The sequence below is a fragment of the Microbacterium sp. As-52 genome (assembly GCF_049949185.1).
In the GTDB taxonomy this organism is placed as follows: domain Bacteria; phylum Actinomycetota; class Actinomycetes; order Actinomycetales; family Microbacteriaceae; genus Microbacterium; species Microbacterium maritypicum_A.
This window is the reverse complement of the sequence record NZ_CP188171.1, coordinates 1,315,163-1,337,866: the sequence shown is the minus strand read 5'-3', so window position 1 is coordinate 1,337,866 and position 22,704 is coordinate 1,315,163. Positions and strand designations below refer to the sequence as shown.

Below are 22,704 nucleotides of genomic sequence, written 5' to 3'. Positions count from 1 at the left end.
TGCGCGATTCGAACGGGGACTACTTGGCGAGGAACTCCTTCAGCGCGGCGTTGACCTCGTCGGCGTGGGTCCACAGCAGGCCGTGCGGAGCCCCCTCGACCTCGACGTAGTCGGCGTCGGGCACTGCCTGGTGGAATCGACGGGCGGTGGCATCGATCGGCAGGATGTTGTCCTTCGTCCCGTGCAGGATCAGGGTGGGCTTTCCGGCGGAGCGCACGGCCTCGACGTCGGTGCGGAAGTCTTCGATCCACGCCGGCACGACCGCGTAGGCGGCCACGGGGGCGCTGCCGACCGCGACGTTCCAGCTGCCGGTCACCGCCTGCTCGCTGATGCGCGAGCCCAGGTTCTCGTCGAGGTTGTAGAAGTTCTTGTAGAAGTCGGTGAACCACGCGAAGCGATCGCCCTTGGCGGCAGCCTCGATGCCGTCGAACACCTCCTGCGGCACGCCCTCGGGGTTGTCGTCGCGCTGCACGAGGAAGGGCTCGAGCGAGGCGAGGAAGGCGAGCTTGGCGACGCGGTCGTGGCCGTGGCGGGCGACGTAGCGTGCGAGCTCTCCGGTGCCCATCGAGAAGCCGACCAGCACGACGTCGCGCAGGTCGAGGGTCTCGAGCACGGTGTTCAGGTCGGCGGCGAAGGTGTCGTAGTCGTACCCGGTGTTCACCTTCGACGATCCGCCGAAGCCGCGGCGGTCGTAAGTGATGACGCGGTAGCCCTGAGCGAGGAGCTCGCGGGTCTGACGCTCCCAGCTGTGACCGTCGAGCGGATAGCCGTGGATCAGGACGACGGGCTGACCCGATCCCTGGTCTTCATAGTAGAGCTCGATCGGGGTGCTGTTCTCGGTGCCGACGGTGATGTAACCCATGATCCTGATCCTTTCGGTTCCGGTGAGAACGGTCGTTCTCGCTCGATGTGACCAATCTAGAGAACGTTCGTTCTCGTGTCAAGTAGACTTCTGGACATGACCGAAGACGAGGCTCGCGAGCGCATCCTCTCCACCGCCGAGGAGCTGTACTACCGCAAGGGGTACGCGGCCGTCGGCATGGACGAGCTGCGTCAGGAGGCCGGGGTCTCGCTGCGCCGCCTCTACTCGCTGTTCCCGTCGAAGACCGACATCGTCGTGGCCGTGCTCGCACGCAAGCACGCCGAGTGGGAGTCGGGCCTGTCGGGTGCCGTGGCGGATGCGGGCGGCGACCCGCGCGCACGTCTCCTCGCCGTCTACGGCTATCTCGAGAACTGGTTCTGCGCCGACGACTTCCGCGGCTGCGCATTCATCAACGCGTTCGGTGAGCTCGGCGGCACGAATCCCGAGGTTGCCGAGATCGTACGGGCGCACAAGGCCTCGTTCCAGGAGTACATGGCGGGTCTCGTCGCCCAGACGGGCGCGCCCCCGGCGCTCGCCGCGCAGCTGTCCATCCTCGCCGAGGGGGCGCAGAGCACGGCCGCGATCTCGGCCGACCCGGCAGTGGCCGCGCAGGCCAGGGGAGCCGCCGAAGTCCTGATCGACGCGGCCTTCACGCGCGCCTGATCCTTCCGCGCGAGCTTCCGCGTGAGGCGGGCATGATGGGGGTTTTGACTAACCTGGTTAGCGAAATGCCGTTCCGGTGTCAAGGGCGATGCGTCGCGCGCGGGCGTCTCGTAGCCTGCGGAGCATGGAATCACGCACAGAGGGCATCGGTCGTCAGTCGCTGATCATCGCGGCGGCGACGTTCATGGTGATCGCGGCCGCTGTCGGCGCGGGGGCATTCGGCGGTGCGTCCGTCGATGACCTGCAGGACGGGGCCCTCTCCGCCCAGGGCTCGTACCTCGCGCCCGCGGGGCCCGCATTCTCGATCTGGTCGCTGATATACCTCGGCCTGTTCGCGTACACGGTGTGGCAGGCGTTCCCCGCCCAGCGGCAGGACCCGCGTCAGCAGGCCGTGGGCGGATGGATCGCCGCGTCGATGGTGCTGAACGGGCTGTGGCTGGTGACCGCACGATTCCTGACGCTCTGGCTCACTGTCGTCGTGATCGCGGCGCTGCTGGCCGTGCTCGCTCGAGTGATCGTGCTGCTCGGTCGCTTCCCCGCCCGCAGCCTCGCCGATCGCATCCTCACCGACGGCGCGAACGGCCTGCACTTCGGCTGGGTCACGATCGCCACCGTCGCCAACACCGCCGCCTGGCTCACGCAGATCGCACCGCAGAGCTGGGCGCAGGCCGCCGATGCCTGGGCGATCGGCGTGCTGGTCGTCGTCCTCGTGATCGGAGCCGCCGCCGCCTGGATCACCGGACGCATCGCCCCCGCCCTCGCGACGGCCTGGGGTCTGGCATGGCTCGCCGTCGGACGGCTCACGGGAGAACCGCAGAGCACGCCGACCGCAATCGCCGCGATCACCGTGGCGGTGCTGCTCGTCATCACCGGGGTCGTGGCGGTCCTGCGCCGGTCGCGCGCCGTGGACGCCGACGCCGACGCTCAGAGCACCAGGCGGTAGCCCATCCCCGATTCGGTGAGCAGGTGCACGGGAGCGCCGGGCTCCTGCTCGAGCTTCTTGCGCAGCTGCGACATGTACAGACGCAGGTAGCCGGAGTCGGAGACCTGCTCGCTGCCCCAGATCTCCTTCAGCAGGTCCTGGCGCGTGACCAGGGCGCCCGGATGCCGGGAGAGGTGCTCCAGCATCCGCCACTCGGTCGGGGTCAGGTGCACGCGCGCGCCGCCCCGTGTCACGGTCTTCGTCGAGAGGTCGACCACCACATCGCCGAAGGCCACGGTCGACTCGCCGCTGGCCGGGATGGAGCGACGCGAGAGCGCACGCAGCCGCGCCAGCAGCTCGTCGACCTGGAAGGGCTTGGTCACGAAGTCGTCGGCGCCGGCGTCGAGCGCTTCGACCTTGTCGGCCGAACCCGTGCGACCGGAGACCACGATGATCGGCACGTTGGTCCATCCGCGCAGCGCCTGGATCACCTCGATGCCGTCGAGTCGGGGCATCCCCAGGTCGAGCATGATGAGGTCGGGGTGGGTCTGGGCGGCCGCAGCGATGGCGGCGGCCCCGTCGGGAGCCACGACCACCTCGTATCCGTGCGCGGCGAGGGTGATCCTCAGCGCGCGGACCATCTGCGGATCGTCGTCGGCGATGAGCAGCTTCACTCCGTGCCCTCCGTGTCGGCAAGTCCTGCGGCCAGCGGCAGGGAGATGACCATGGTGAGGCCTCCGCCAGGCGTGTCCTCGGGTGTCAGGGTACCGCCCATGCCCTCGGTGAACCCGCGCGACAGGGCGAGTCCGAGTCCCAGCCCTGTCGTGTTGTCGGTGTCGCCGAAGCGCTGGAACGGCTGGAAGATGCGGTCGCGCCGCTCGGGGGAGACGCCGTCGCCCCGGTCGATGATGCGGATCTCGGCGCGGCCGCCGAGGGCGCTCGTGGAGACGATGACCCGTGCGTCTTCGGGGGAGTGCCGATGGGCGTTGGCGATCACGTTGACCAGCACGCGCAGCAGCAGCACGGGGTCGGCATGCAGCGGCGGCAGGTCGGGGTCGAGGGCGAGCTCGACGTCGGACGGCCCGAGCCCCAGCTCATCGACGGCGGCGAGCACGCAGCCGGCCGCGTCCATCCGCGACGACGACACGGCGAGCACGCCGGCCTGCACGCGGCTCACGTCGAGCAGGTCGGTGACCAGCGTCGACAGCGTCGCGAGACTCTCGTCGGCGGTGGCGAGCAGTTCTTCGCGATCGGAGGCCGACAGTCCGTGCGCACCGCGCAGACCGCCGATGGCGGCGACCGCCGAGGCGAGGGGGCGGCGCAGGTCGTGGCTGACGGCCGACAGCAGGGCGCTGCGCACCTGGTCGGTCTCGGCGAGTGCTTCCGCCTCGCTCGCGGTGGCACGCAGATCGGTGTGCTCGATCGCGGCGGAGAGCTGTGCGACGATCGCATCCAGCAGGCGGCGTTCGGGTCCGGCGAGCGGCTCGCCGTTCAGCTCCAGCACCGCACGGGGCCCGCCCCCGGGGACGACGCCGACGGGGATGGTCGTGGCACGTCCGTCGGCCACGGGTTCGCCGTCGCTCGCGAGCACCTCGCCGTCGGGGGCGATCAGGCGCACGCCGCTCAGGCCGAACGCCTCTCGGGTGCGGCTGACCAGAGCCAGCACGGCGTTGTCGCCGCGGAGCACGTTGCCGGCGACTGCGGCGAGCAGCTCGGCCTCGGCGGCGGCGCGTTGCGCGGTGCGGGCCCGTCGCGCGGCCTGGTCCACGATGATGCTGACCAGGATCGCGATGAGCACGTAGAGGGCGAGCGCGAGCACGTGCAGCGGATGCGCGATCGTGATCGTGAACAGCGGAGCGACGAAGAGGAAGTCGAGAGTGACGCCCGAGAGCACCGCCGCGAACACCGCAGGGCGGATGCCGCCGATGAGGGCGACCACGACCACGAGCAGTTGGTACGCGAGCACCTCGGCGGTGATCGACTCGGGGCTGCGGAACGTGAACATGATCCACGACAGGATCGGTCCGAAGACGAGCGCGACGCCGAAACCGAGCAGCTGTCGACGCCAGCCCAGGGCTCCGCCGGTGATGCGCGGCAGCACCATCCGCCCACCCGCTGCGGCGTGCGTGACGATGTGCACGTCGATGTCGCCGGAGCGGCGGATGACCTCAGAGCCGATGCCGGGACCGGTCAGCGCAGCGGTGACGCGACTGCGCCGGCTGACGCCGATCACGAGCTGCGTGGCGTCCGCGCCCTGCGCGAACTCGACCAGGGTGGCGGGGATGTCGTCGCCCACGACCTGGTGGTAGGTGCCGCCGAGCGACTCCACGAGCGTGCGTTGTGCGGCGAGGGCTCCCGGTGTCTCGTCGCGCAGGCCGTCCTGCGCGGTGATGTGCACCGCCAGCAGTTCGCCGCCGGCGGAGCGGGCCGCGATTCTGGCGCCGCGGCGCAGCAGGGTCTCGCCCTCGGGGCCGCCGGTCAGGGCGACGACCACGCGCTCCCTGGCCTGCCAGTTGCCCTCGATGCCCTGCTCCGCCCGGTAGCTGCGCAGCGCGCTGTCGACCTCGTCGGCGAGCCAGAGCAGGGCCAGCTCGCGCAGTGCGGTGAGGTTGCCGAGGCGGAAGTAGTTCGACAGGGCGGCGTCGATCCGCTCGGCCGGGTAGACGAGTCCGGCCGAGAGTCGATCACGGAGCGTCTGCGGGGCGAGGTCGACGACCTCGATCTCGTCGGCGGCGCGGACCACGGCGTCCGGGATCGTCTCCTGCTGCGCGATGCCGGTGATCTTCTCGACCACGGCGTTCAAAGACTCGATGTGCTGCACGTTGACGGTGGTCACCACGTCGATGCCCGCATCCAGCAGCTCGTCCACGTCCTGCCAGCGCTTGGCGTTGCGCGAGCCGGGGACGTTGGTGTGCGCCAGCTCGTCCACGAGGGCGATCTCGGGTGCCCGCTCGAGCACGGCGTCGACGTCGAGTTCGGTCAGGGCGATCCCGCGGTGGAGGTCGACCCGGCGGGGCACCTCGGGGATTCCGGCGGTCTGCGCCTGCGTCGCGGCGCGGTCGTGCGTCTCGACGATCGCGATCACGACGTCATGGCCCTCGTCGAGCATGCGTCGTCCCTCGGCGAGCATCTCGTAGGTCTTGCCGACGCCGGGGGCGGCTCCGAGGAGTATCCGGAGCCGCCCCCGGCGGGAGTGGCCGTGAGATCGACGAAGTGGCGCTGCGGTCATTCGCCCTCCCGTTCATCGAGCGCGAGATTGAGCTCGGCGACGTTGATGCGCTCCGCGCCGAGGAATCCCAGATCCCGCCCTTGAATCCTAGACTCCACGAGGTCGCGCACCTCCTGTGTGGAGAGTCCGCGGGCCTCGGCGACGCGCGGCACCTGCAGCAGTGCGTACGCCACGCTGATGTGCGGGTCGAGCCCGGAACCCGAGGCGGTGACCGCGTCGGCCGGCACCTGCGACGGGTCGACCCCCTCGCGCTCCGCGATCGCGGCCTTGCGCTCCGCGATCGCTGCGACCAGGTCGGTGTTCTCCGGGCCGAGGTTGCTTCCGCTGGAGCCCGCGCCGTCGTAGTCGTCGCCCGCGGCGGAGGGCCGCGACTGGAAGTACTCCGGGAGCGCCTCGCCGTCGTCATCGGTGAAGGACTGGCCGATCAGCGAGCTGCCCCTGTCGTCGGGAAGGGGGGAGCCATTGGCCTGCCACGGGAGCAGGAGCTGCCCGATGCCGGTGACCAGGAGTGTGTAGGCGACACCGAGCACGAGGGTGAGGACGAGCATCGCGCGGACGGCGACACCGGTGGTGCGGACCGCGGTGCGTGTGGAGGACATGTCTGGATTCCTTTTCCGAGCCGGGTCAGAAGCCCGGGATGAGACTGACGACGAGGTCGATGATCTTGATGCCGATGAACGGAGCGATCACGCCGCCGAGTCCATAGATCAGCAGGTTGCGCTGCAGGATCTGCGAGGCGCTCGCCGGGCGGTACTTCACTCCGCGCAGGGCCAGGGGGATCAGGAACACGATCACGATCGCGTTGAAGATGATCGCGCTGGTGACGGCCGACGCCGGCGAGTGCAACTGCATGATGTTGAGCGCCGCGAGTCCGGGGAAGACGCCCATGAACATCGCCGGGATGATCGCGAAGTACTTCGCGATGTCATTGGCGAGCGAGAACGTGGTGAGCGCTCCGCGCGTGATGAGCAGCTGCTTGCCGATGCGCACGATGTCGATCAGCTTGGTCGGGTCGGAGTCGAGGTCGACCATGTTGCCGGCCTCCTTCGCCGCCGAGGTGCCGGTGTTCATCGCCACGCCGACGTCCGCCTGGGCGAGCGCGGGGGCGTCGTTGGTGCCGTCGCCGGTCATCGCGACCAGACGGCCGCCCTCCTGCTCGCGCCGGATGAGCTCGAGCTTGTCCTCGGGCGTCGCCTCGGCGAGGAAGTCGTCGACCCCGGCCTCAGCGGCGATCGCCTTCGCCGTGAGCGGGTTGTCGCCCGTGATCATGACCGTGCGGATGCCCATCGCGCGCAGTTCCTCGAAGCGCTCGCGCAGGCCGTCCTTCACGATGTCCTTGAGGTGCACCACGCCGAGGACGCGACCGTCGGCACCGGGCGTCTTCACGGCGACCACGAGCGGGGTACCGCCGCTCTCGGCCACGGCATCCGTGCGCGTCGTGAGCTCGACGTCGTCGCCGTCGAGCCCGAGCCAGGCCCGCACCGCGGAGCCGGCGCCCTTGCGGATCTGCGTGCCGTCGGCGAGGTCGAGGCCCGACATGCGCGTCTGCGCCGTGAACGGCACGACCACCGCGTCCTCCGGTGCGGTCACCCGGATGTCGTTCGCGGCGGCGAGTTCGACGATCGAGGCGCCCTCGGGGGTGGGGTCTGCAAGCGACGACAGCGCGGCGACGCGCAGCAGCTCCTGGCCGTCGACACCCGGGAGGGCGAGCACCTCGTGGGCGCGGCGGTTGCCGTAGGTGATGGTGCCGGTCTTGTCGAGCAGCAGGGTGGTGACATCTCCTGCCGCCTCGACCGCGCGCCCCGACATCGCGAGCACGTTGCGCTGCACGAGACGGTCCATGCCGGCGATGCCGATCGCCGAGAGCAGCGCCCCGATGGTGGTCGGGATGAGGCAGACGAGCAGCGCGATCAGCACCGGGATGCTGACGGGAGAGGCGGCGTACGACGCGATCGGGTTCAGGGCGAGCACCACGACGACGAAGATGATCGACAGGCTCGCGAGCAGGATGTTCAGCGCGATCTCGTTGGGGGTGCGCTGGCGGCTGGCCCCCTCGACCAGCGCGATCATGCGGTCGACGAAGGTCTCCCCCGGCTTCGAGGTGATGCGCACCACGATGCGGTCGGACAGCACGCGGGTGCCACCGGTCACGGCGCTGCGGTCGCCGCCGGACTCGCGGATCACCGGCGCGCTCTCGCCCGTGATGGCCGATTCGTCGACGGTGGCGATGCCCGCGAGGATGTCGCCGTCGCCGGGGATCAGCTCGCCCGCTGTCACGATCACGATGTCGTCGCGCTGCAGCTCGGCCGACGAGACCTGGGCGGTCGCGGCGTGCTCGGCGGCGGCATCCGCTGCCTTGTCGTAACCGACCACACGCCGGGCCATCGTGCTGGTGCGGGTCTTGCGCAGGCTCGCGGCCTGGGCCTTTCCTCGGCCCTCGGCGACCGACTCCGCCACGTTGGCGAACAGCACGGTGAGCCACAGCCAGATCGCGATGCCCCAGGTGAAGGGGGCGGGAACCGCGGTGCCGCCGGAGTCGGCCGGGCCGCCCAGGAACGGCTCGGCGATCGCGAGCACGGTGGTGAACGCGGCGCCGACCCAAACCAGCAGCATGACGGGGTTGCGCACGAGCGCTGCCGGGTTGAGCTTGCGCAGGGCCCCGGGAAGGGCCTGCACGAGCTGCGACCAGCCGAAGGAGCGCGGCGGTTGTGCGGGTGTGGATGCCGGAGCATCCTGCTGTTCGGAGGGGGTGGTGATGAGGGTCATGGTCAGACGAGTCCTTCAGCGAGGGGTCCCAGTGCGAGCACGGGGAAGTAGGTGAGCGCGGTGACGATGACGGTCACGGCGAGGAGCAGGCCGACGAACTGCGGCCGGTGCGTGGGCAGGGTGCCGGAGGTCGCCGGCACACGCTGCTGCGCCGCGAACGAGCCGGCCAGAGCGAGCACGAGCACGATCGGCAGGAACCGGCCGAGCAGCATCGCGATGCCGAGCGCGGTATTGAACCACGGGGTGTTCGCGGTGAGTCCGGCGAAGGCGGAGCCGTTGTTGTTCGACGCCGAGGTGAAGGCGTAGAGCACCTCGCTCATGCCGTGCACGCCGGGGTTCAGGATGCTGGTCGACTCGACATCGGCGCGGATGCCGGGGATCGCGAAGCTCAGCGCGGTGCCGGCCAGCACGAGAGTCGGCGTCACCAGGATGTACAGGCTCGCGAGCTTGATCTCCCGCGGACCGATCCGCTTGCCCAGGTACTCCGGCGTGCGGCCGACGAGCAGCCCGCCGACGAACACCGCGATGATCGCGAGCACCAGCATGCCGTACAGGCCCGAGCCGACGCCGCCGGGGGCGACCTCGCCGAGCATCATGTTCAGCATGGGCATCATGCCGCCGAGCGCGGTGTACGAGTCGTGCATCGAGTTGACGGCGCCTGTCGAGGTGAGGGTGCTCGCGCTGCCGAACAGCGTGGAGCCGAGGATGCCGAAGCGCACCTCCTTGCCCTCCATCGCGGCCCCGGCGAGTTCCGGAGCGGTGCCGCGGCCGGCCAGCTCGAGCGCCGAGAGGGCGAACGTCGAGACGAGGAAGATCGTGCCCATCACGGCGGCGATCGCGTAGCCCTGGCGGTGGTCGCCGATCATGCGGCCGAACGTGCGGGGGAGGGCGAACGGGATCACGAGGATCAGCAGCACCTGCAGCAGGTTCGTGAAGCCGGTCGGGTTCTCGAAGGGGTGCGCCGAGTTGGCGTTGAAGAAGCCGCCGCCGTTGGTGCCGAGGAGCTTGATCGCCTCCTGCGAGGCCACCGGACCTCCCGGGATGGTCTGCGTGCCGCCGGACACCGTGGTGACGTCGGTGAAGCCCGCGAAGTTCTGGATCACGCCGCCCGCGAGCAGCGCCACCGCGCCGATGAGGGCGATCGGGAGGAGGATGCGGCCGAGACCGCGGATCAGGTCGACCCAGAAGTTGCCGATCGTGGCGGAACCACGGCGAGCGAGACCGCGGATGAGGGCGATCGCAATGGTGAGGCCCACCGCCGCCGACACGAAGTTCTGCACGGTGAGACCCGCGAGCTGCACGGTGTAGCCCATGGTCTGCTCGGGGGAGTACGACTGCCAGTTGGTGTTGGCCACGAACGAGGCGGCGGTGTTGAAGGACAGCCCCTCCGGCACCGCCGGGAGGCCGAGGGACTGCGGCAGGAACGCCTGCAGTCGCTGCAGGCCGTAGACCAGCAGAACGCCGACCACCGAGAACGCCAGCACGCTGCGGGCGTACGCGCGCCAGGTCTGCTCCGACGACGAGTCGACGCCGATGAGCCGATAGACGCCGCGCTCGACCCGCAGGTCGCGCGCCGACGTGAAGACATGGGCGATGTAGTCGCCGAGGGGGCGGTAGAGGAGCACGAGCACGACCACGACGGCCGTGACCTGCAGGATGCCGAACCAGATCGTCGCGTCCATCAGAACCTCTCCGGCGCGACGAGCGCGACCACGAGGTAGACGACGGCGGCGACCGCGAGGGCGGCGGCGAGGATCTCGAAGACGATCACAGCCGCTCCACCCCCTTGGCCACCAGGGACACGAGGGCGAACAGCGCGAGAGTCAGCGCGATGTAGATGATGTCGAGCACGGATCCGATACAACTCCCGCACGGCCCCGGCAGCCGCCATCCTCACGCTTCCCCTACGCCCTCCGCGCGGATGCATGCGGGTTGCTCACGGCATCCGTGTCCCCGCCGCTCCCGCCTGATCTCGTTCCGCTCCCGCCTGATCTCGTTCCGGTCGCACTTGCTGTCGCTTCCGATGCTCTCGGGCGGCAGCAAGTGCGACCGGAACGGCCCGCGTCGGCCATATGCTCACGAGGTGGGAATCAGAAGAGTGCGGATCGGCGCCGGGACGTGGGTCGTCGCCGGGCTGGTCGTGGTCGCCCTCGTGTGCATCGTCACCGGGTTCCTGCCGCGCTCCGACGCCGGGGCATTGGGCGAGCGGATCGCGCCCGTGCTGGGGTTCGTCGTCGCGATCACGATCGTCGCCGAGCTCGCCCGCGACGCCGCGGTCTTCGACGTCGTCTCGCAACGACTCGCCCGCTGGGGACGCGGTCGGGTGCTCGTGCTGTGGGCGCTGGTGGTCGCGCTCGCCGTGGTGAGCACGGTGTTCCTGTCGCTCGACACGACCGCCGTGATCGTCACCCCGGTCGTCGTCGTCCTCGCGCAGAGCATCGGCGTCTCACCCCTTCCCTTCGCCCTGGCGACCGTGTGGCTCGCCAACACGGCATCCCTCGCCCTCCCGGTCTCGAACCTCACGAACCTGCTCGCCGCCCCCGCCATCGGCGACGGCCCCGCGGCGTTCTTCGCGCTCAGCTGGGCACCGACGCTCGTCGGCATCCTCGTGCCCGTCGCGATCCTGACGATCCTGCATCGGCGCACGGTCTTCGGTGCGTACGAGACCCCGGTGGCACGGCGGCCCGCCGACCCGACGCTGTTCTGGAGCGCGACCGGCATCCTGCTCGTGCTGATGCCTCTGCTCGCCCTGACCCACGACGTCTGGATCCCGGCCGCGGTCGCCGCGCTCGCGCTGATCGGCCTGTTCGCGGTCCGGCGGCGCCGGGCGCTGCGGCTCTCGCTCGTCCCGTGGCAGGCGCTTGCGCTCGCCGCGTCGCTGTTCGTGCTGGTCGAGGCGGCGCACGCGCAGGGCCTGCTCGACTTCCTGATCTCGCCGACCGCGAACGGCGACGCTCCCGGCGACCTGTTCCGGCTGGCCGCGCTCGGGGCCGTGAGCGCGAACGGGATCAACAACCTCCCGGCATACCTGGTGCTCGAGCCCGCCGCCGGGGATCCGGTCGCGCTGATGGCGCTGCTGATCGGCGTGAACATCGGTCCGCTCATCACGCCATGGGCGTCGCTCGCGACCCTCCTGTGGCATCACCGGATCGTCGCGTTGGGCGTCACGATCCGATGGAGCCGTTTCATGCTGTGGGGTGTGGTGGCTGCGGTGCCGACCGTGCTCGCCGCCGTGCTCGTGCTCTGGCTCGTCTCGGGCTAGTGCTCCGTTCCGGTCGCACCTCCTGCCGCCCCCGAGGCGCGGAGGCGGCACGAAATGCGACCGGAAGGGGGAGCGGGCCGGAAGAGGAAGTGCGCCGGGCCTGACAGGATGTCGGTCATGAGCGTTCTCTACGACTACTTCTCCGCGCCGAACGACGAGCGGGCCGTCACCGTCCTCCAGGTGGAGGGCGGGCCGACCGCGGAGGAGTCGGGCTTCGATGCCGGAACGCTCGGCGGCATCGACCCGGTCGTGCAGCTCGGCACGCTCGAGGCGCTGCTGACGGGCGCGCCGTACGACGAGGTGACCGACGACCCGCGTGCCGGCCACAACCTCGCGATGAGCGACGACTACGACCGGATCGTCATCACCGTGACGGATGCGCTGGCCGCCGCTCTCGCCGCCGCCGACGACGTCCGTCTGGCAGAGGTCGCGGAGCCGTGGTCGCAGACCGAAGAGCTCGAAGGGGCCGATCCGGCCCAGCTGGCCGCGTTCGCGCGGGACCTCGCCGCGCTCGCTCGTCGCGCCGCGGCGTCCGACCACCGCCTCTACTGCTGGACCAGCATCTAGGACGCTCGTCCGCGCAGGACGCACCCCAGCGGTGAGCCGTCACGGGGCCTCGATCAGCGTGCGGTCGGCCACTCCTCGGCGAGAAGGCCGTAGTTCATGCCGTCGAGCCATTCGCCCGAGCGATGCAAAGCCGTCTTCCGGCTGAACTCCTCTCGGCGCATCCCGAGCCGCTCCATGAGGCGCCAGGACGGCTCGTTGTCGGCGAAGCACCCCGCATGCACCCGGCGCAGGCCCAGTGTGCCGAAGCACACGTCGATCACCGCGCGGATCGCCTCTGTCGCGTAGCCGTGCCCGGTGTGCGCGGGGTCGAGAACCCAGCCGAGCTCGGCCTCGACGCCCTTCGCCCGGGCGTCGACCTCGAGCTGCGCCCACCCGTCGCCGCGCCGCACCATGATGTCACCGATCGGGGTCGGGGCGGTGCCCTCGGCGTCGGGCAGCAGCTCCACGATGTACAGGGAGGCGAGCCGCTCGGGGTCGAGATACCGCTCACGGAACGCGTCTTGCGTGTCGGGAGCGGCACCGAGCCACCGGTTCACCTCGGGGAGCCGACGCCACTCCCACATCGCATCGACGTCGGCGGGCGTGCACGGGCGCACCTGCAGCCGGGCCGTCCGCGCGGGCCACGGCTCGGGGGTTCGCGTGTCGGTCATCGCTCCACCCTAGGCGCGGCCGGCGACGTCGATCACGGGGTCTCCCCGCCGACCCGTCGCATCTCCTCCGCGAGCGCGCTGTTCGTCTCGGCGAACCGTGCGGTGATGTTCTCGCGCACCTCGGGCGACTTGTTCTGGCTGAGTTTGGCTCGCGCATCGAAGCGGGTCACGCGCATCCGCAGTCCGACCGTGCCCTTGGCGGCGCGGCGGGTGCCCTCCTCGTCCTCCGACAGGTGTCGGCCGTGCTGCTGATGATCCTCGAAGTGGTCGGTCAGCCGCGAGAGCATGGCGTAGTTCTCCTCTTCGCTCAGGATCTCGGGGATGCCGTACAGGTGCGCGGTCACGTGGTTCCACGTCGGGACCAGATCGCCCGGTGCGTACAGTGTCGGTGACACGTAGTCATGCGGTCCCTGGATGATCACGAGCACTTCATGCCGGCCGAGTTCGTGGAGCTGCTCGTCCGGGCGCCCGAAGTGGCTCGCGATCACGATGTCGTCGTCGTCCTCCATCAGCAGCGCGGGATAGTGCGAGGCGACCAGGCCGCCGCTGGCCGGGGAGACGAACGTCGCCCAGGGGTTCCCGCGGATGAGGCGCTTGACCTCGTCGGGATCGGTCATCAGGTAGCGGGGCGTGTGGCGCATCAGGATTCCTCTCTTCGGCGGTCGGTCAGACGGGTGCGCACCGCGAGGGTGGCGCAGGCGATCACGGCGAGTCCGCCGACGGCGGTCGCCCAACCGATCTGTTCGTGGAGGAGGAGCGCGGCCCACGCGATGCTCATCACCGGTTGGACGAGCTGGATCTGGCTCACCTGCGCCATCGGGCCGATCGCGAGACCGCGGTACCAGGCGAAGAAGCCGAGGAACATGCTCACCGCCGCGAGGTAGGCGAACGCGAGCCATTGCACGGGCGTCGCGGCGGGCGGCTGCTCGAGTGCCGACACCACGGTCAGCACGGCCATCAGGGGAGCGACGACGATCAGTGCCCAGGAGACCGTCTGCCAGGATCCGAGTTCGCGGGCGAGCAGACCGCCCTCCGCGTAGCCGATCGCGGCGGCGAGCACGGCCCCGAACAGCAGCAGGTCGGCGCCGGTGAGGGAGCCGAGTCCGCCGTTCTGCAGCGCGGCGAACACGACGGCGGCCACCGCGCCGAGTATCGCGAAGACCCAGAAGGATCGGGCGGGCCGTTCCCGGGTGCGGAGCACGACGGCCACCGCGGTGGCGGCGGGTAGCAGGCCGATCACGACCGCGCCGTGGCTGGCCGGGGTCGTGGTCAGCGCGAACGAGGTCAGCAGCGGGAAACCGGCGACGACCCCGCCGGCGACGATCGCGAGCCGCACCCATTGGATCGTCGTGGGCGGGCGCTGACGCGTGATCGCGAGTGCGGCACCGGCGAGGAGGGCGGCGACGACCGCGCGCCCGGAGCCGATGAACAGCGGTGAGAGCCCGCCGATCGCGATGCGTGTGAACGGGAGGGTGAACGAGAAGGCGAGGACGCCGAGGAGCCCCCACCAGAGTCCGGCACGCGTCGATAGCAGTGGCCGCGTGGAAGCGATAACGCTACTCTGTTCTTTCATGAGCAAGGATAGCAGTGACCGGATCGTCGCCGGGGTCCGCGCGTGGATCGCATCCGCTTCTCCGGGTGCGCGAGTCCCCTCGAATCGTGCGCTCATGGCGCAGTACGGCGCGAGTCCGATCACCGTGCAGAAGGCGATGCAGCAGCTCGTGCGACTCGGTCTGGTCGAGTCCAGGCCCGGCGCGGGCACGTTCGTGCGTGCCGCGCCCGCCGCGCGCACGGCCGACTACGGCTGGCAGACGGCAGCTCTCGGTACGCCGCCCACGGGCCTTCTGCGCTTGTCATCGACGCAGCGCACCGTCGCCCCCGACGCGATCGGACTGCACTCGGGCTACCCCGCGGTCGACCTGCTGCCGCAGCGGCTCGTGCGACAGGCCCTGGTGCGTGCCGCTCGGTCGGACGCGGCGCTGACCCGTTCGCCCGCCGCAGGCCTTCCCGATCTGCAGGCGTGGTTCGCGGCGGAACTCGCATCCTCCGCCCCCGCGGGGGTCACCCCCGCATCGGCGCGCGATGCGCTGATCATCTCCGGCAGCCAGAGCGGGCTGAGCTCGATCTTCCGTGCCGTCGTCGGCGTCGGTCAGCCGCTGCTGATCGAGTCGCCGACGTACTGGGGCGCGATGCTCGCGGCCGCGCAGGCCGGCGTCGTGCTGGTGCCGATCCCCTCCGGGCCGCACGGCCCCGATCCGGATGACGTCGAGCGGGCGTTCGCGCAGACCGGAGCCCGCGCGTTCTACGCGCAGCCGACCTTCGCCAACCCGACCGGCGCGCAGTGGCCGGTCGCGACGGGGGAGGCCGTGCTCGAGACCGTCCGTCGGCACGGGGCCTTACTGATCGAGGACGACTGGGCGCACGACCTGGGGATCGACGGCGACCCGCGCCCGGTCGCCGCGTCCGATGACGACGGACACGTCGTGTACCTGCGCTCGCTCACGAAGAGCGCCTCGCCCGCCCTCCGCGTCGCGGCCGTGATCGCGCGCGGACCCGCGCGGGAGCGCATCCTCGCGGATCGCGCGGCCGAGTCGATGTACGTGAGCGGGGTGCTGCAGACCGCGGCCCTCGACGTGGTCACCCAGCCCGCGTGGCGCACGCACCTGCGCGGCTTCCGCGAGCACTTGCGCGCGCGCCGCGACCTGCTGGTCTCGAGCCTTGCCGCGCACGCCCCCTCCGCGCACGTCGAGAGCGTTCCGGTGGGCGGCCTGAACCTGTGGGTGCGGCTGCCGGAGGGGACGGATGTCGCGCGGGTGGTCCGTGAGTGCGAGGTGCGCGGTCTGATCATCGCCCCGGGCTCCGAGTGGTTCCCGGCGGAGCCCTCCGGCTCCTACGTGCGCCTCAACTACGCGAACGCCGACACCGCCCGCTTCGCGGAGGCCGCCGGCATCCTGGGCGCCGTGCTCGACGGGTCCTGAGGGGTCGCTCAGCCCGCTCCGGTCGCAGTTCCTGTCGCCCGCGAGCCGAGGAGGCGGCAGCAACTGCGACCGGAAGGCGGATCTCAGGCTTCGGGGGCGCCGTCCTGCGGCGGGCCGGCGGGGCGGTGGGCGCGACGGCCGGCCACCACGACCGGACGACCGGCACGCTCCTGACCGGGCAGCGGACGGGAGCGGCGGCCGTAGATGAGCTCGGACGAGTCGAGCAGCCACGGCACGAGAGTGATCGACACCCCGTGCACGAGCATGAGCTGGTTGGCGAGACGGCGCGCGCGACGGTTGTGCAGGAACGACTCCCACCAGTGGCCGACGATGTACTGCGGCAGGTACACCGTCACGACGGACGAGCCGTGCTTCTCGCGGTACTGCTTGATGAACTGGGTCACCGGCTGCGCGAACGAGCGATACGGCGACTCGACGATCACGAGCGGGATCGGCACCAGGTGGTCGGCCCAGTCCTTCTGCAGCTGGGCCGCATCGTCGGAGGCCACGGCCACGTGCACCGCCAGCGTCTTGCCGTGCTTGGCCGCGATCGCGTAGTCGATGGCTTTCACGACGGGCTTCTGCAGTCGGTTGACGAGCACGATGGCGAGGTCGCCGGTCGCACCGAACTTCGTGGTGTCGTCGATCGCGATCTCATGCTCGACGTCGCGGTAGTACCGCTTCACCCCCAGCATCAGGAAGGCGAGGATCGGGATCGCGAAGAAGACCAGGTATGCGCCGTGCGTGAACTTGGTGATCGTCACGATGACCAGTACGAGCACGGTCATCGCGGCGCCCGTGGAGTTGATGATGAGTCCGACCTTCGCCGAGCGGCGGTCGGATGCCGAGGCGCCGTCGATCCCCGAGTCCTTCGTGCCCTCGACCGGTCCGCGCAGCACGCGTCGCCAGTGCCGCACCATGCCGATCTGTCCGAGCGAGAACGAGACGAACACGCCGATGATGTACAGCTGGATCAGCGTGGTCAGCTTCGCCTGGAAGATCACGAGCACCGCGATCGCCGCGATGCCGAGCAGGATCATGCCGTTCGAGAACACGAGGCGGTCACCGCGGGTGTTGAGCGACTTCGGCGCGTAGCCGTCGCGGGCGAGCACGGCGCCCAGCAGCGGGAAGCCGTTGAAGGCGGTGTTCGCGGCGAGCAGCAGCACGCACGCGGTCGCGGCCTGCACGATGAAGAACGCGATGCTGCCGCCGCCGAAGGTCGCTGCGGCGATCTGCGCCATCAGGCTGGGCTGCGGATTCGTGCAGTCGAAGCCGACGAGGTCGCACGGGTTCTCGGCATAGTGCACCCCGGTGATCAGGGCGAGGGCGGTGAGGCCGGCGAACAGGCAGATGGCGATCGACCCCATCAGCACGAGTGTCGACTGGGCGTTGCGCACCTTCGGGGCGCGGAAGGCGGGAACGCCGTTCGACACGGCCTCGACACCGGTGAGGGCGGAGCATCCGCTCGAGAACGCGCGCAGGATCAGCAGGATCACGGCCGCCTGGCCGAGGCTTTCGGCCTGCACCGAGAACTCGGCGCTCGAGGCGACAGGGGCGTCGCCCAGGAAGGTGCGGATCAGGCCGGTCACGATCATGATGCCGACCGAGCCGATGAACACGTACGTCGGGATCGCGAAGACCAGGGAGGCCTCGCGCACCCCGCGGAGGTTCACGACGATGATGAGGATCACGAAGCCGACGGCGAGCTCGACGCGGAACGGGTCGAGCCCCGGCACGGCCGAGATGATGTTGTCGACACCGGAGGCGACCGACACGGCCACGGTCAGCACGTAGTCGACCAGGAGCGCCGCGGCCACGATCACACCGGGGATCTCGCCGAGGTTCTTCGACGCGACCTCGTAGTCCCCACCGCCCGAGGGATAGGCCTTGATGAGCTGGCGGTAGCTGAGCACGACCACGATCAGCAGCACCACGACCGCGATCGCGACGAGCGGCGTGAACGACAGGAAGGTGAGCCCGCCGATCAGCAGGATCATCACCAGCTCCTGCGGGGCGTAGGCCACCGAGCTGAGCGCGTCGGACGCGAAGATGGGAAGAGCCATCCGCTTCGGGAGCAGCTGGTCGTCGACCTGCTGGCTCGTCAGCGGTTCTCCGATGAGGATGCGCTTGGCGAGCGGCGGTGAGTCCGCGCCCTCCCTGTTTTCGTCTGACACGTCCGGCGACACTACGCCTCCTGATGGCATCCTCACGCGATCCTCACGGAATCCCTACGGTGGGATGCGCGGTCCTCACGGAATCCTTACGCGCAAAGCTACACTGGCACGCGGTGGAAAATCAGGTGCTGCTCGGATTCATCGCGATCGCGATGGGGGTGGCTTTCGGCATCCTCCTGTTCGTGCCCTTCGTGGCGGTCAGCTATCGCCGACGCGGGCGACTCGGCCTCGGACGCACGCTGCTCTGGCTGTCGGCCCTGATCTATTTCTGGGCGGTCTGGACCTATACCCTGCTGCCGCTGCCCGACCCCGACACGATCCGTTGCGTCGGAGCGATCACCGATCCGATGTCGGTCGTGCGCGATGTGCGGAAGGCTTTCGCGGCCCCGGGCAATCCGCTGCGTCAGCCGGCTCTGCTGCAGCTGGTCTTCAACGTGCTGCTGTTCGTGCCGCTCGGCTTCTTCGTCCGAGTGCTCGCCGGTCGTGGGGTGCTCACGGCGCTCGCCGCCGGCTTCGGCCTGTCGCTGCTGGTCGAGACCACGCAGCTGACCGGCGTGTGGGGCGTCTACCCGTGCGCGTATCGCTTCTTCGACGTGGGCGACCTCATGACGAACACCCTCGGCGCGGTCATCGGCTGCATCGCGGCGATCCTCGTCCCGCGATCGCTGCGCGGCGTGAAGGTGAGCCCGGACGCTGATCGTCCCCGTCCGGTCAGCCGCGGCCGCCGCCTGCTCGCGATGCTGTGCGACTTCCTCGCCTACGGGTTCCTGAGCGTGGGGGCCGGGGTGACCGTGCAGGTGTGGCTGGAGTTCGTCGTGGACGACCGCGCCGCGGTGCTCGACGGCGCCCTCGCATCCGCCGCCGCCACCATCGTCCCCTCAGCACTGTTCCTGGTGCTGATCCTGGTCGGCGGGCGCTCGGTGGGCGACATCGCGGTGCAGCTCCGATACGCGGGATCGCGCCTGCCCGTACCGTTCGCGCGGCTCCTGCGCTGGGCGGGCGGCATCGGCGGGATCAGCGCGCTGCAGCTGCCCGGCGGGTTCTTCGGCCTCGCGGCGGCAGTGCTGTTCCTCGCCGCGATCGTGCTGCCGTTCACGACACGTGACGGTCGCGGACTTCCCGGCGTCGTCTCCGGACAGCACCTCGTCGACGCGCGGGCGGGTGCCGCGGGCCCTGCGCCGAGCGTGCCCGCATCCGCTTCCCCTCCGCGCGACGCATGACCGACTGAGGGTCCGATGAACGCCGCGGGCTCAGCTCTCCGTGTGGGGACGCGGCATGTACCACTCGGTGAACTCCGTCGCCCGCCCGTCGGGAGCGAGCCGGATGATCCAGAGGTTGAGGTAGTCGCGTTCGGCCGGGTATTCCGTGCGCCCCTGGACGACCACGAAGCCGCCGACCTCGTGCAGGACCTCCCACTCGAACGTCCAGGAGCCCGGTTCATCGCCGTCGTCGATCCACCCGGACACGATCGCCTCGCGCCCCACGCGCGGCTCCGAATCGGGGCTCGTGAGATATCGGGCGTCGTGCGTGAAGAGTGCTCCGATCCGCTCGGGATCGTTCGATCTCCATGCCTCGATGTAGGCCCCGGTCCAGTCCTCGCCTGCGGTCGTCATGTGCTCCGTTCTAGGCGGCGGGGGAGGCCGCGTCAACCCGTTCGCGAATCGTGAGGACATCGGGGATCCACAGCGGTTTCCGATCACGAACCCGTAACGTCGATGGCATGACGACTGTTCACGTCACCGAGGACACGATCAACCAGGCCCGCGAGCTGCGCGATGAGCTGCAGCGGTTCCTGCGCGAGTACGAGTTCGGGATGCGCGAGGTCGAGACGAAGATCTCGATCCTGCGCGACGAGTTCACGCACGACCACGCGTACAACCCGATCGAGCATGTGAAGAGCCGGCTGAAGTCGCCGGACAGCATCGTCGAGAAGATCGCCCGCAAGGGCATCGACGAACCCGACTTCGACCGCATCCGCGCGGAGATCACCGACATCGCCGGTGTGCGCGTGACTTGCAGCTTCGTCGCCGACGTCTACCGCCTGTTCGATCTGCTCACCGCGCAGGACGACGTCACGGTGCGCACGGTGAAGGACTACATCGCGCAGCCGAAGGCCAACGGCTACAAGAGCCTGCACGCGATCATCGAGGTGCCCGTCTTCCTGTCGACCGGTGCGCTGTCGGTACCGGTCGAGGTGCAGTTCCGCACGATAGCGATGGACTTCTGGGCCAGCCTGGAGCACAAGATCTACTACAAGTTCTCGAACCAGGTGCCCTCGCATCTCGTCGACAGCCTGTCGGATGCCGCGGATGCCGCCGCCGAGCTCGACAGTCGCATGGAGCGCCTGCACCGGGAGGCGCACGGCGTGCCGCAGCGTCAGCTCGCCCCGCCGCCCCCTCCTGCCCCGCCGTCGATCCCGGACGCCCCGCCGGCGGTCCCGGACGCCCCGACCGGCCCGCGCGTCGTCGGGGTCTGACCGAAGACGCGCCGAGCACCCGTCCACAACTCCGGAGAAGCTGCGGACGGGCGGCTCCCTGCGTGGCGGTGTTGCGACGGAGCCGCGGTGCTGGGAGCATCGGCGGGTGGTGAGAACGCAGGAAGCCGTGTCCGTGGACGCCGAGCACGACGTCGATGAGTTCGCGCGCGTCGACGACCTCGCCGGGCTCGATCGCGACCGGCAGCGGTGCGAGTGCGATCACGGCGACGACGACGGCTACCAGCCGTGCGGACGCAAGGCCAAGTGGCGCGTGACGGTCGACTGCGTCTGCGGCGAAGGCCACCCGCGCCGGGTCGAGATCCTGTGCTCCCGATGCATGCGGACACTGCGGAAGTTCCAAGGACGTGAGGCCGTCACCGTGCGCCGCCTCTGACCGTCGAGCCCGTCTGCCGCGGGATAGTCCCATCCGATCGTGGTTCCGCTCCGAACAACGGGGGATCACACCGGCGACGGTGTCGACGTGACGTCGGACAGGAGACGACCATGGTGCAGCGCCGCAGTGGCAAGAGGTTCCTCGTCTGGGCCGCCCTCGCGGGCGTGATCGGCGGGGGGGTCTTCCTCGCCACGGCCGAGCTGTTCGCACTGCTCTTCGCGCGCGCAGCCAGTCCGATCCTCGCCGTGGGCGGGTTCGTGATCGACATCGTGCCGCAGCCCTTCAAGGAGTTCGCGATCGCCACGTTCGGCGAATACGACAAGATCGCCCTGCTCGCCGGCCTCGGACTGGCCGTGGTGATCGCCTCGGCGATCGCCGGCATCCTGCAGTTCGTACGGCCGCCGCTCGGCGTGATCGCTCTCGTGATCGCGGGTGCACTCTCGACCGCGGCGATCGTGACCCGGGCCGCCGTCGCTCCGCTCGCCTTCCTGCCCCCGGTCCTGGGAACCGTCGTGGGGTCGTTGGTCCTCGTGCTCCTGTGCCGTCGCCTGCGCGGATGGAGGGATTCCGTCGTCGGCGTCGAGAGCGAACGGAAGAGCGACACGTCGACCGCTGGAGACGAGATCCTCCGTGCCGACGACGAGGGAGAGTCCGTCCGCCCCGGAATCGACCGCCGCCGCTTCTTCGTCCTCGCCGCGCTCGCCGGGGCATCCGCACTGGTCGTGGGCATCACCGCCCGCACCGTGAGCATGGCGGTGTCATCGGTCGAAGCGATCCGCGGTGCGCTCAAGCTGCCCTCCCCGAAGACCACGGTGACCGTGCCGCAGGGCGCCGAGCTCGACATCCCCGGGCTCAGCAAGCTGTTCACCCCGAACAAGGACTTCTATCGCGTCGACACCGCACTCACGGTGCCCTCGATCGATCCGGACACCTGGCGTCTGGTGATCGACGGGATGGTCGACCAGCGTGTGGAGATGAGCTTCCAGGACATCCTCGACATGGGCCTCGACGAGTACGCGATCACGCTCACGTGCGTCTCCAACGAGGTCGGCGGTGAGCTCGTCGGCAACGCGAAGTGGCTGGGGGTGCCGTTGCGCGACGTGCTCAAGAAGGCGGGAGTGAAGTCCGGTGCCGACATGGTGCTCTCACGCAGCGTCGACGGCTACACCGCGAGCACGCCGCTCTCGGCGTTGACGGACGACGACCTCGACGCGATCCTCGCCGTCGGGATGAACGGTGAACCCCTGCCCCTGGAACACGGATTCCCGGTGCGGATGGTCGTGCCCGGCCTCTACGGATACGTGTCGGCGACCAAGTGGCTCACCGAGCTCAAGGTCACCACCTTCGCCCAGGACGAGGCGTACTGGACTCCCCGGGGCTACAGCGCGGAGGCCCCGATCAAGTTCGCCTCGCGCGTCGACACCCCCAAGATCGGCGAGGCGGTCGACGCCGGGAAGATCCCGATCGCCGGAGTCGCCTGGGCGCAGTCGGTCGGTATCGAGCGCGTGGAGGTCAGCATCGACGACGGGGACTGGATGCCGGCGACGCTGTCGACCCCGATCAACGACGACACCTGGGTGCAGTGGTTCATGGAGTGGGATGCCACGCCCGGCACGCACTACGTCGCCGTGCGTGCGATCAACAAGAACGGCGATCTGCAGATCCAGGAGCGTGCGCCGATCGCACCGAACGGTTCGTCGGGCTGGCAGCGTTCACTCATCCGGGTCAACTGAGAGCCGTGCGCGTTCGGCGGCTCGGGCC

Annotated in this window: 21 protein-coding genes; 9 read left to right on the top strand and 12 right to left on the bottom strand. The window is 69.9% G+C overall.

The window, feature by feature from the left end:
* Nucleotides 1-19: 19 nt before the first annotated feature.
* Complete coding sequence (locus tag ACLFA2_RS06400; protein WP_029260076.1) at nt 20-862, bottom strand: alpha/beta fold hydrolase; 843 nt, start codon at nt 860-862, stop codon at nt 20-22.
* Nucleotides 863-958: 96 nt separating this feature from the next.
* Here ACLFA2_RS06400 and ACLFA2_RS06395 point away from each other — a divergent pair, with 96 nt between their 5' ends.
* Nucleotides 959-1,525, top strand: coding sequence for a TetR/AcrR family transcriptional regulator (locus tag ACLFA2_RS06395; RefSeq protein ID WP_136023934.1), 567 nt, complete (start codon nt 959-961; stop codon nt 1,523-1,525).
* 124 nt (nt 1,526-1,649) lie between these two features.
* On the top strand, nt 1,650-2,468 hold the full coding sequence (locus ACLFA2_RS06390; protein ID WP_426622240.1) for a tryptophan-rich sensory protein: 819 nt from the start codon (nt 1,650-1,652) through the stop codon (nt 2,466-2,468).
* Here the strand turns inward: ACLFA2_RS06390 and ACLFA2_RS06385 are convergent.
* The 6 genes from ACLFA2_RS06385 to ACLFA2_RS06360 are packed head-to-tail and all read right to left on the bottom strand — an operon-like array spanning nt 2,450 to nt 10,213.
* Nucleotides 2,450-3,121: a response regulator gene (locus tag ACLFA2_RS06385; protein ID WP_029260073.1), complete on the bottom strand. Its 672-nt coding sequence runs from the start codon at nt 3,119-3,121 to the stop codon at nt 2,450-2,452. The genes ACLFA2_RS06390 and ACLFA2_RS06385 overlap by 19 nt on opposite strands.
* The gene (locus ACLFA2_RS06380; RefSeq protein WP_426622239.1) at nt 3,118-5,676 is read right to left on the bottom strand and encodes an ATP-binding protein; all 2,559 of its coding nucleotides are present in this window, start codon (nt 5,674-5,676) and stop codon (nt 3,118-3,120) included. The genes ACLFA2_RS06385 and ACLFA2_RS06380 overlap by 4 nt, the downstream gene beginning before the upstream one ends.
* Nucleotides 5,673-6,275: a potassium-transporting ATPase subunit KdpC gene (gene kdpC / locus ACLFA2_RS06375; RefSeq protein ID WP_426622238.1), complete on the bottom strand. Its 603-nt coding sequence runs from the start codon at nt 6,273-6,275 to the stop codon at nt 5,673-5,675. Before kdpC ends, ACLFA2_RS06380 begins: the two co-directional genes overlap by 4 nt.
* Before the next feature lie 25 nt (nt 6,276-6,300).
* Nucleotides 6,301-8,442 carry a potassium-transporting ATPase subunit KdpB gene (gene kdpB, locus ACLFA2_RS06370; protein WP_347124581.1) on the bottom strand — a complete coding sequence of 714 codons (2,142 nt, stop codon included), beginning with the start codon at nt 8,440-8,442 and terminating at the stop codon, nt 6,301-6,303.
* A 2-nt stretch (nt 8,443-8,444) separates the two neighbouring features.
* Entirely contained in the window at nt 8,445-10,124 is a 1,680-nt protein-coding gene (gene kdpA / locus ACLFA2_RS06365; protein ID WP_297558791.1) for a potassium-transporting ATPase subunit KdpA, read from the bottom strand.
* A complete protein-coding gene (locus ACLFA2_RS06360) occupies nt 10,124-10,213 on the bottom strand; it encodes a potassium-transporting ATPase subunit F (protein WP_017201862.1) in 90 nt (29 codons plus the stop codon). The genes kdpA and ACLFA2_RS06360 overlap by 1 nt, the downstream gene beginning before the upstream one ends.
* A 327-nt stretch (nt 10,214-10,540) precedes the next feature.
* Here ACLFA2_RS06360 and ACLFA2_RS06355 point away from each other — a divergent pair, with 327 nt between their 5' ends.
* Both ACLFA2_RS06355 and ACLFA2_RS06350 read left to right on the top strand, forming a co-directional pair.
* Nucleotides 10,541-11,704: an SLC13 family permease gene (locus ACLFA2_RS06355; RefSeq protein ID WP_426622460.1), complete on the top strand. Its 1,164-nt coding sequence runs from the start codon at nt 10,541-10,543 to the stop codon at nt 11,702-11,704.
* A gap of 117 nt (nt 11,705-11,821) precedes the next feature.
* The gene (locus tag ACLFA2_RS06350) at nt 11,822-12,271 is read left to right on the top strand and encodes a hypothetical protein (RefSeq protein ID WP_426622237.1); all 450 of its coding nucleotides are present in this window, start codon (nt 11,822-11,824) and stop codon (nt 12,269-12,271) included.
* A 53-nt stretch (nt 12,272-12,324) separates the two neighbouring features.
* Here ACLFA2_RS06350 and ACLFA2_RS06345 read toward each other — a convergent pair whose 3' ends face one another.
* The 3 genes from ACLFA2_RS06345 to ACLFA2_RS06335 are packed head-to-tail and all read right to left on the bottom strand — an operon-like array spanning nt 12,325 to nt 14,494.
* Nucleotides 12,325-12,921: a GNAT family N-acetyltransferase gene (locus ACLFA2_RS06345; protein ID WP_426622236.1), complete on the bottom strand. Its 597-nt coding sequence runs from the start codon at nt 12,919-12,921 to the stop codon at nt 12,325-12,327.
* A 32-nt stretch (nt 12,922-12,953) separates the two neighbouring features.
* Entirely contained in the window at nt 12,954-13,562 is a 609-nt protein-coding gene (locus ACLFA2_RS06340; RefSeq protein WP_029265107.1) for an FMN-binding negative transcriptional regulator, read from the bottom strand.
* Nucleotides 13,562-14,494 carry a DMT family transporter gene (locus ACLFA2_RS06335; protein ID WP_426622235.1) on the bottom strand — a complete coding sequence of 311 codons (933 nt, stop codon included), beginning with the start codon at nt 14,492-14,494 and terminating at the stop codon, nt 13,562-13,564. The genes ACLFA2_RS06340 and ACLFA2_RS06335 overlap by 1 nt, the downstream gene beginning before the upstream one ends.
* On the opposite strand from ACLFA2_RS06335, the gene ACLFA2_RS06330 reads away from it, so the two are divergent.
* On the top strand, nt 14,493-15,899 hold the full coding sequence (locus ACLFA2_RS06330; RefSeq protein ID WP_426622234.1) for a PLP-dependent aminotransferase family protein: 1,407 nt from the start codon (nt 14,493-14,495) through the stop codon (nt 15,897-15,899). The genes ACLFA2_RS06335 and ACLFA2_RS06330 overlap by 2 nt on opposite strands.
* An 83-nt stretch (nt 15,900-15,982) precedes the next feature.
* Here the strand turns inward: ACLFA2_RS06330 and ACLFA2_RS06325 are convergent, their stop codons facing one another.
* A complete protein-coding gene (locus tag ACLFA2_RS06325; RefSeq protein WP_029260062.1) occupies nt 15,983-18,103 on the bottom strand; it encodes an APC family permease in 2,121 nt (706 codons plus the stop codon).
* 83 nt (nt 18,104-18,186) lie between these two features.
* On the opposite strand from ACLFA2_RS06325, the gene ACLFA2_RS06320 reads away from it, so the two are divergent.
* A complete protein-coding gene (locus tag ACLFA2_RS06320) occupies nt 18,187-19,293 on the top strand; it encodes a VanZ family protein (protein ID WP_292774546.1) in 1,107 nt (368 codons plus the stop codon).
* 30 nt (nt 19,294-19,323) lie between these two features.
* Here the strand turns inward: ACLFA2_RS06320 and ACLFA2_RS06315 are convergent, their stop codons facing one another.
* Nucleotides 19,324-19,686, bottom strand: coding sequence for a nuclear transport factor 2 family protein (locus ACLFA2_RS06315; RefSeq protein ID WP_029260060.1), 363 nt, complete (start codon nt 19,684-19,686; stop codon nt 19,324-19,326).
* A 107-nt stretch (nt 19,687-19,793) separates the two neighbouring features.
* On the opposite strand from ACLFA2_RS06315, the gene ACLFA2_RS06310 reads away from it, so the two are divergent.
* The 3 genes from ACLFA2_RS06310 (at nt 19,794) to ACLFA2_RS06300 (ending at nt 22,676) form a co-directional block, all read left to right on the top strand.
* On the top strand, nt 19,794-20,549 hold the full coding sequence (locus ACLFA2_RS06310) for a GTP pyrophosphokinase family protein (RefSeq protein ID WP_322957641.1): 756 nt from the start codon (nt 19,794-19,796) through the stop codon (nt 20,547-20,549).
* Nucleotides 20,550-20,655: 106 nt separating this feature from the next.
* Nucleotides 20,656-20,943, top strand: a complete 288-nt coding sequence (locus ACLFA2_RS06305) for a hypothetical protein (RefSeq protein ID WP_136023941.1) — start codon at nt 20,656-20,658, stop codon at nt 20,941-20,943.
* 110 nt (nt 20,944-21,053) lie between these two features.
* Nucleotides 21,054-22,676 carry a molybdopterin-dependent oxidoreductase gene (locus tag ACLFA2_RS06300; protein ID WP_167253635.1) on the top strand — a complete coding sequence of 541 codons (1,623 nt, stop codon included), beginning with the start codon at nt 21,054-21,056 and terminating at the stop codon, nt 22,674-22,676.
* Nucleotides 22,677-22,704: the final 28 nt, after the last annotated feature.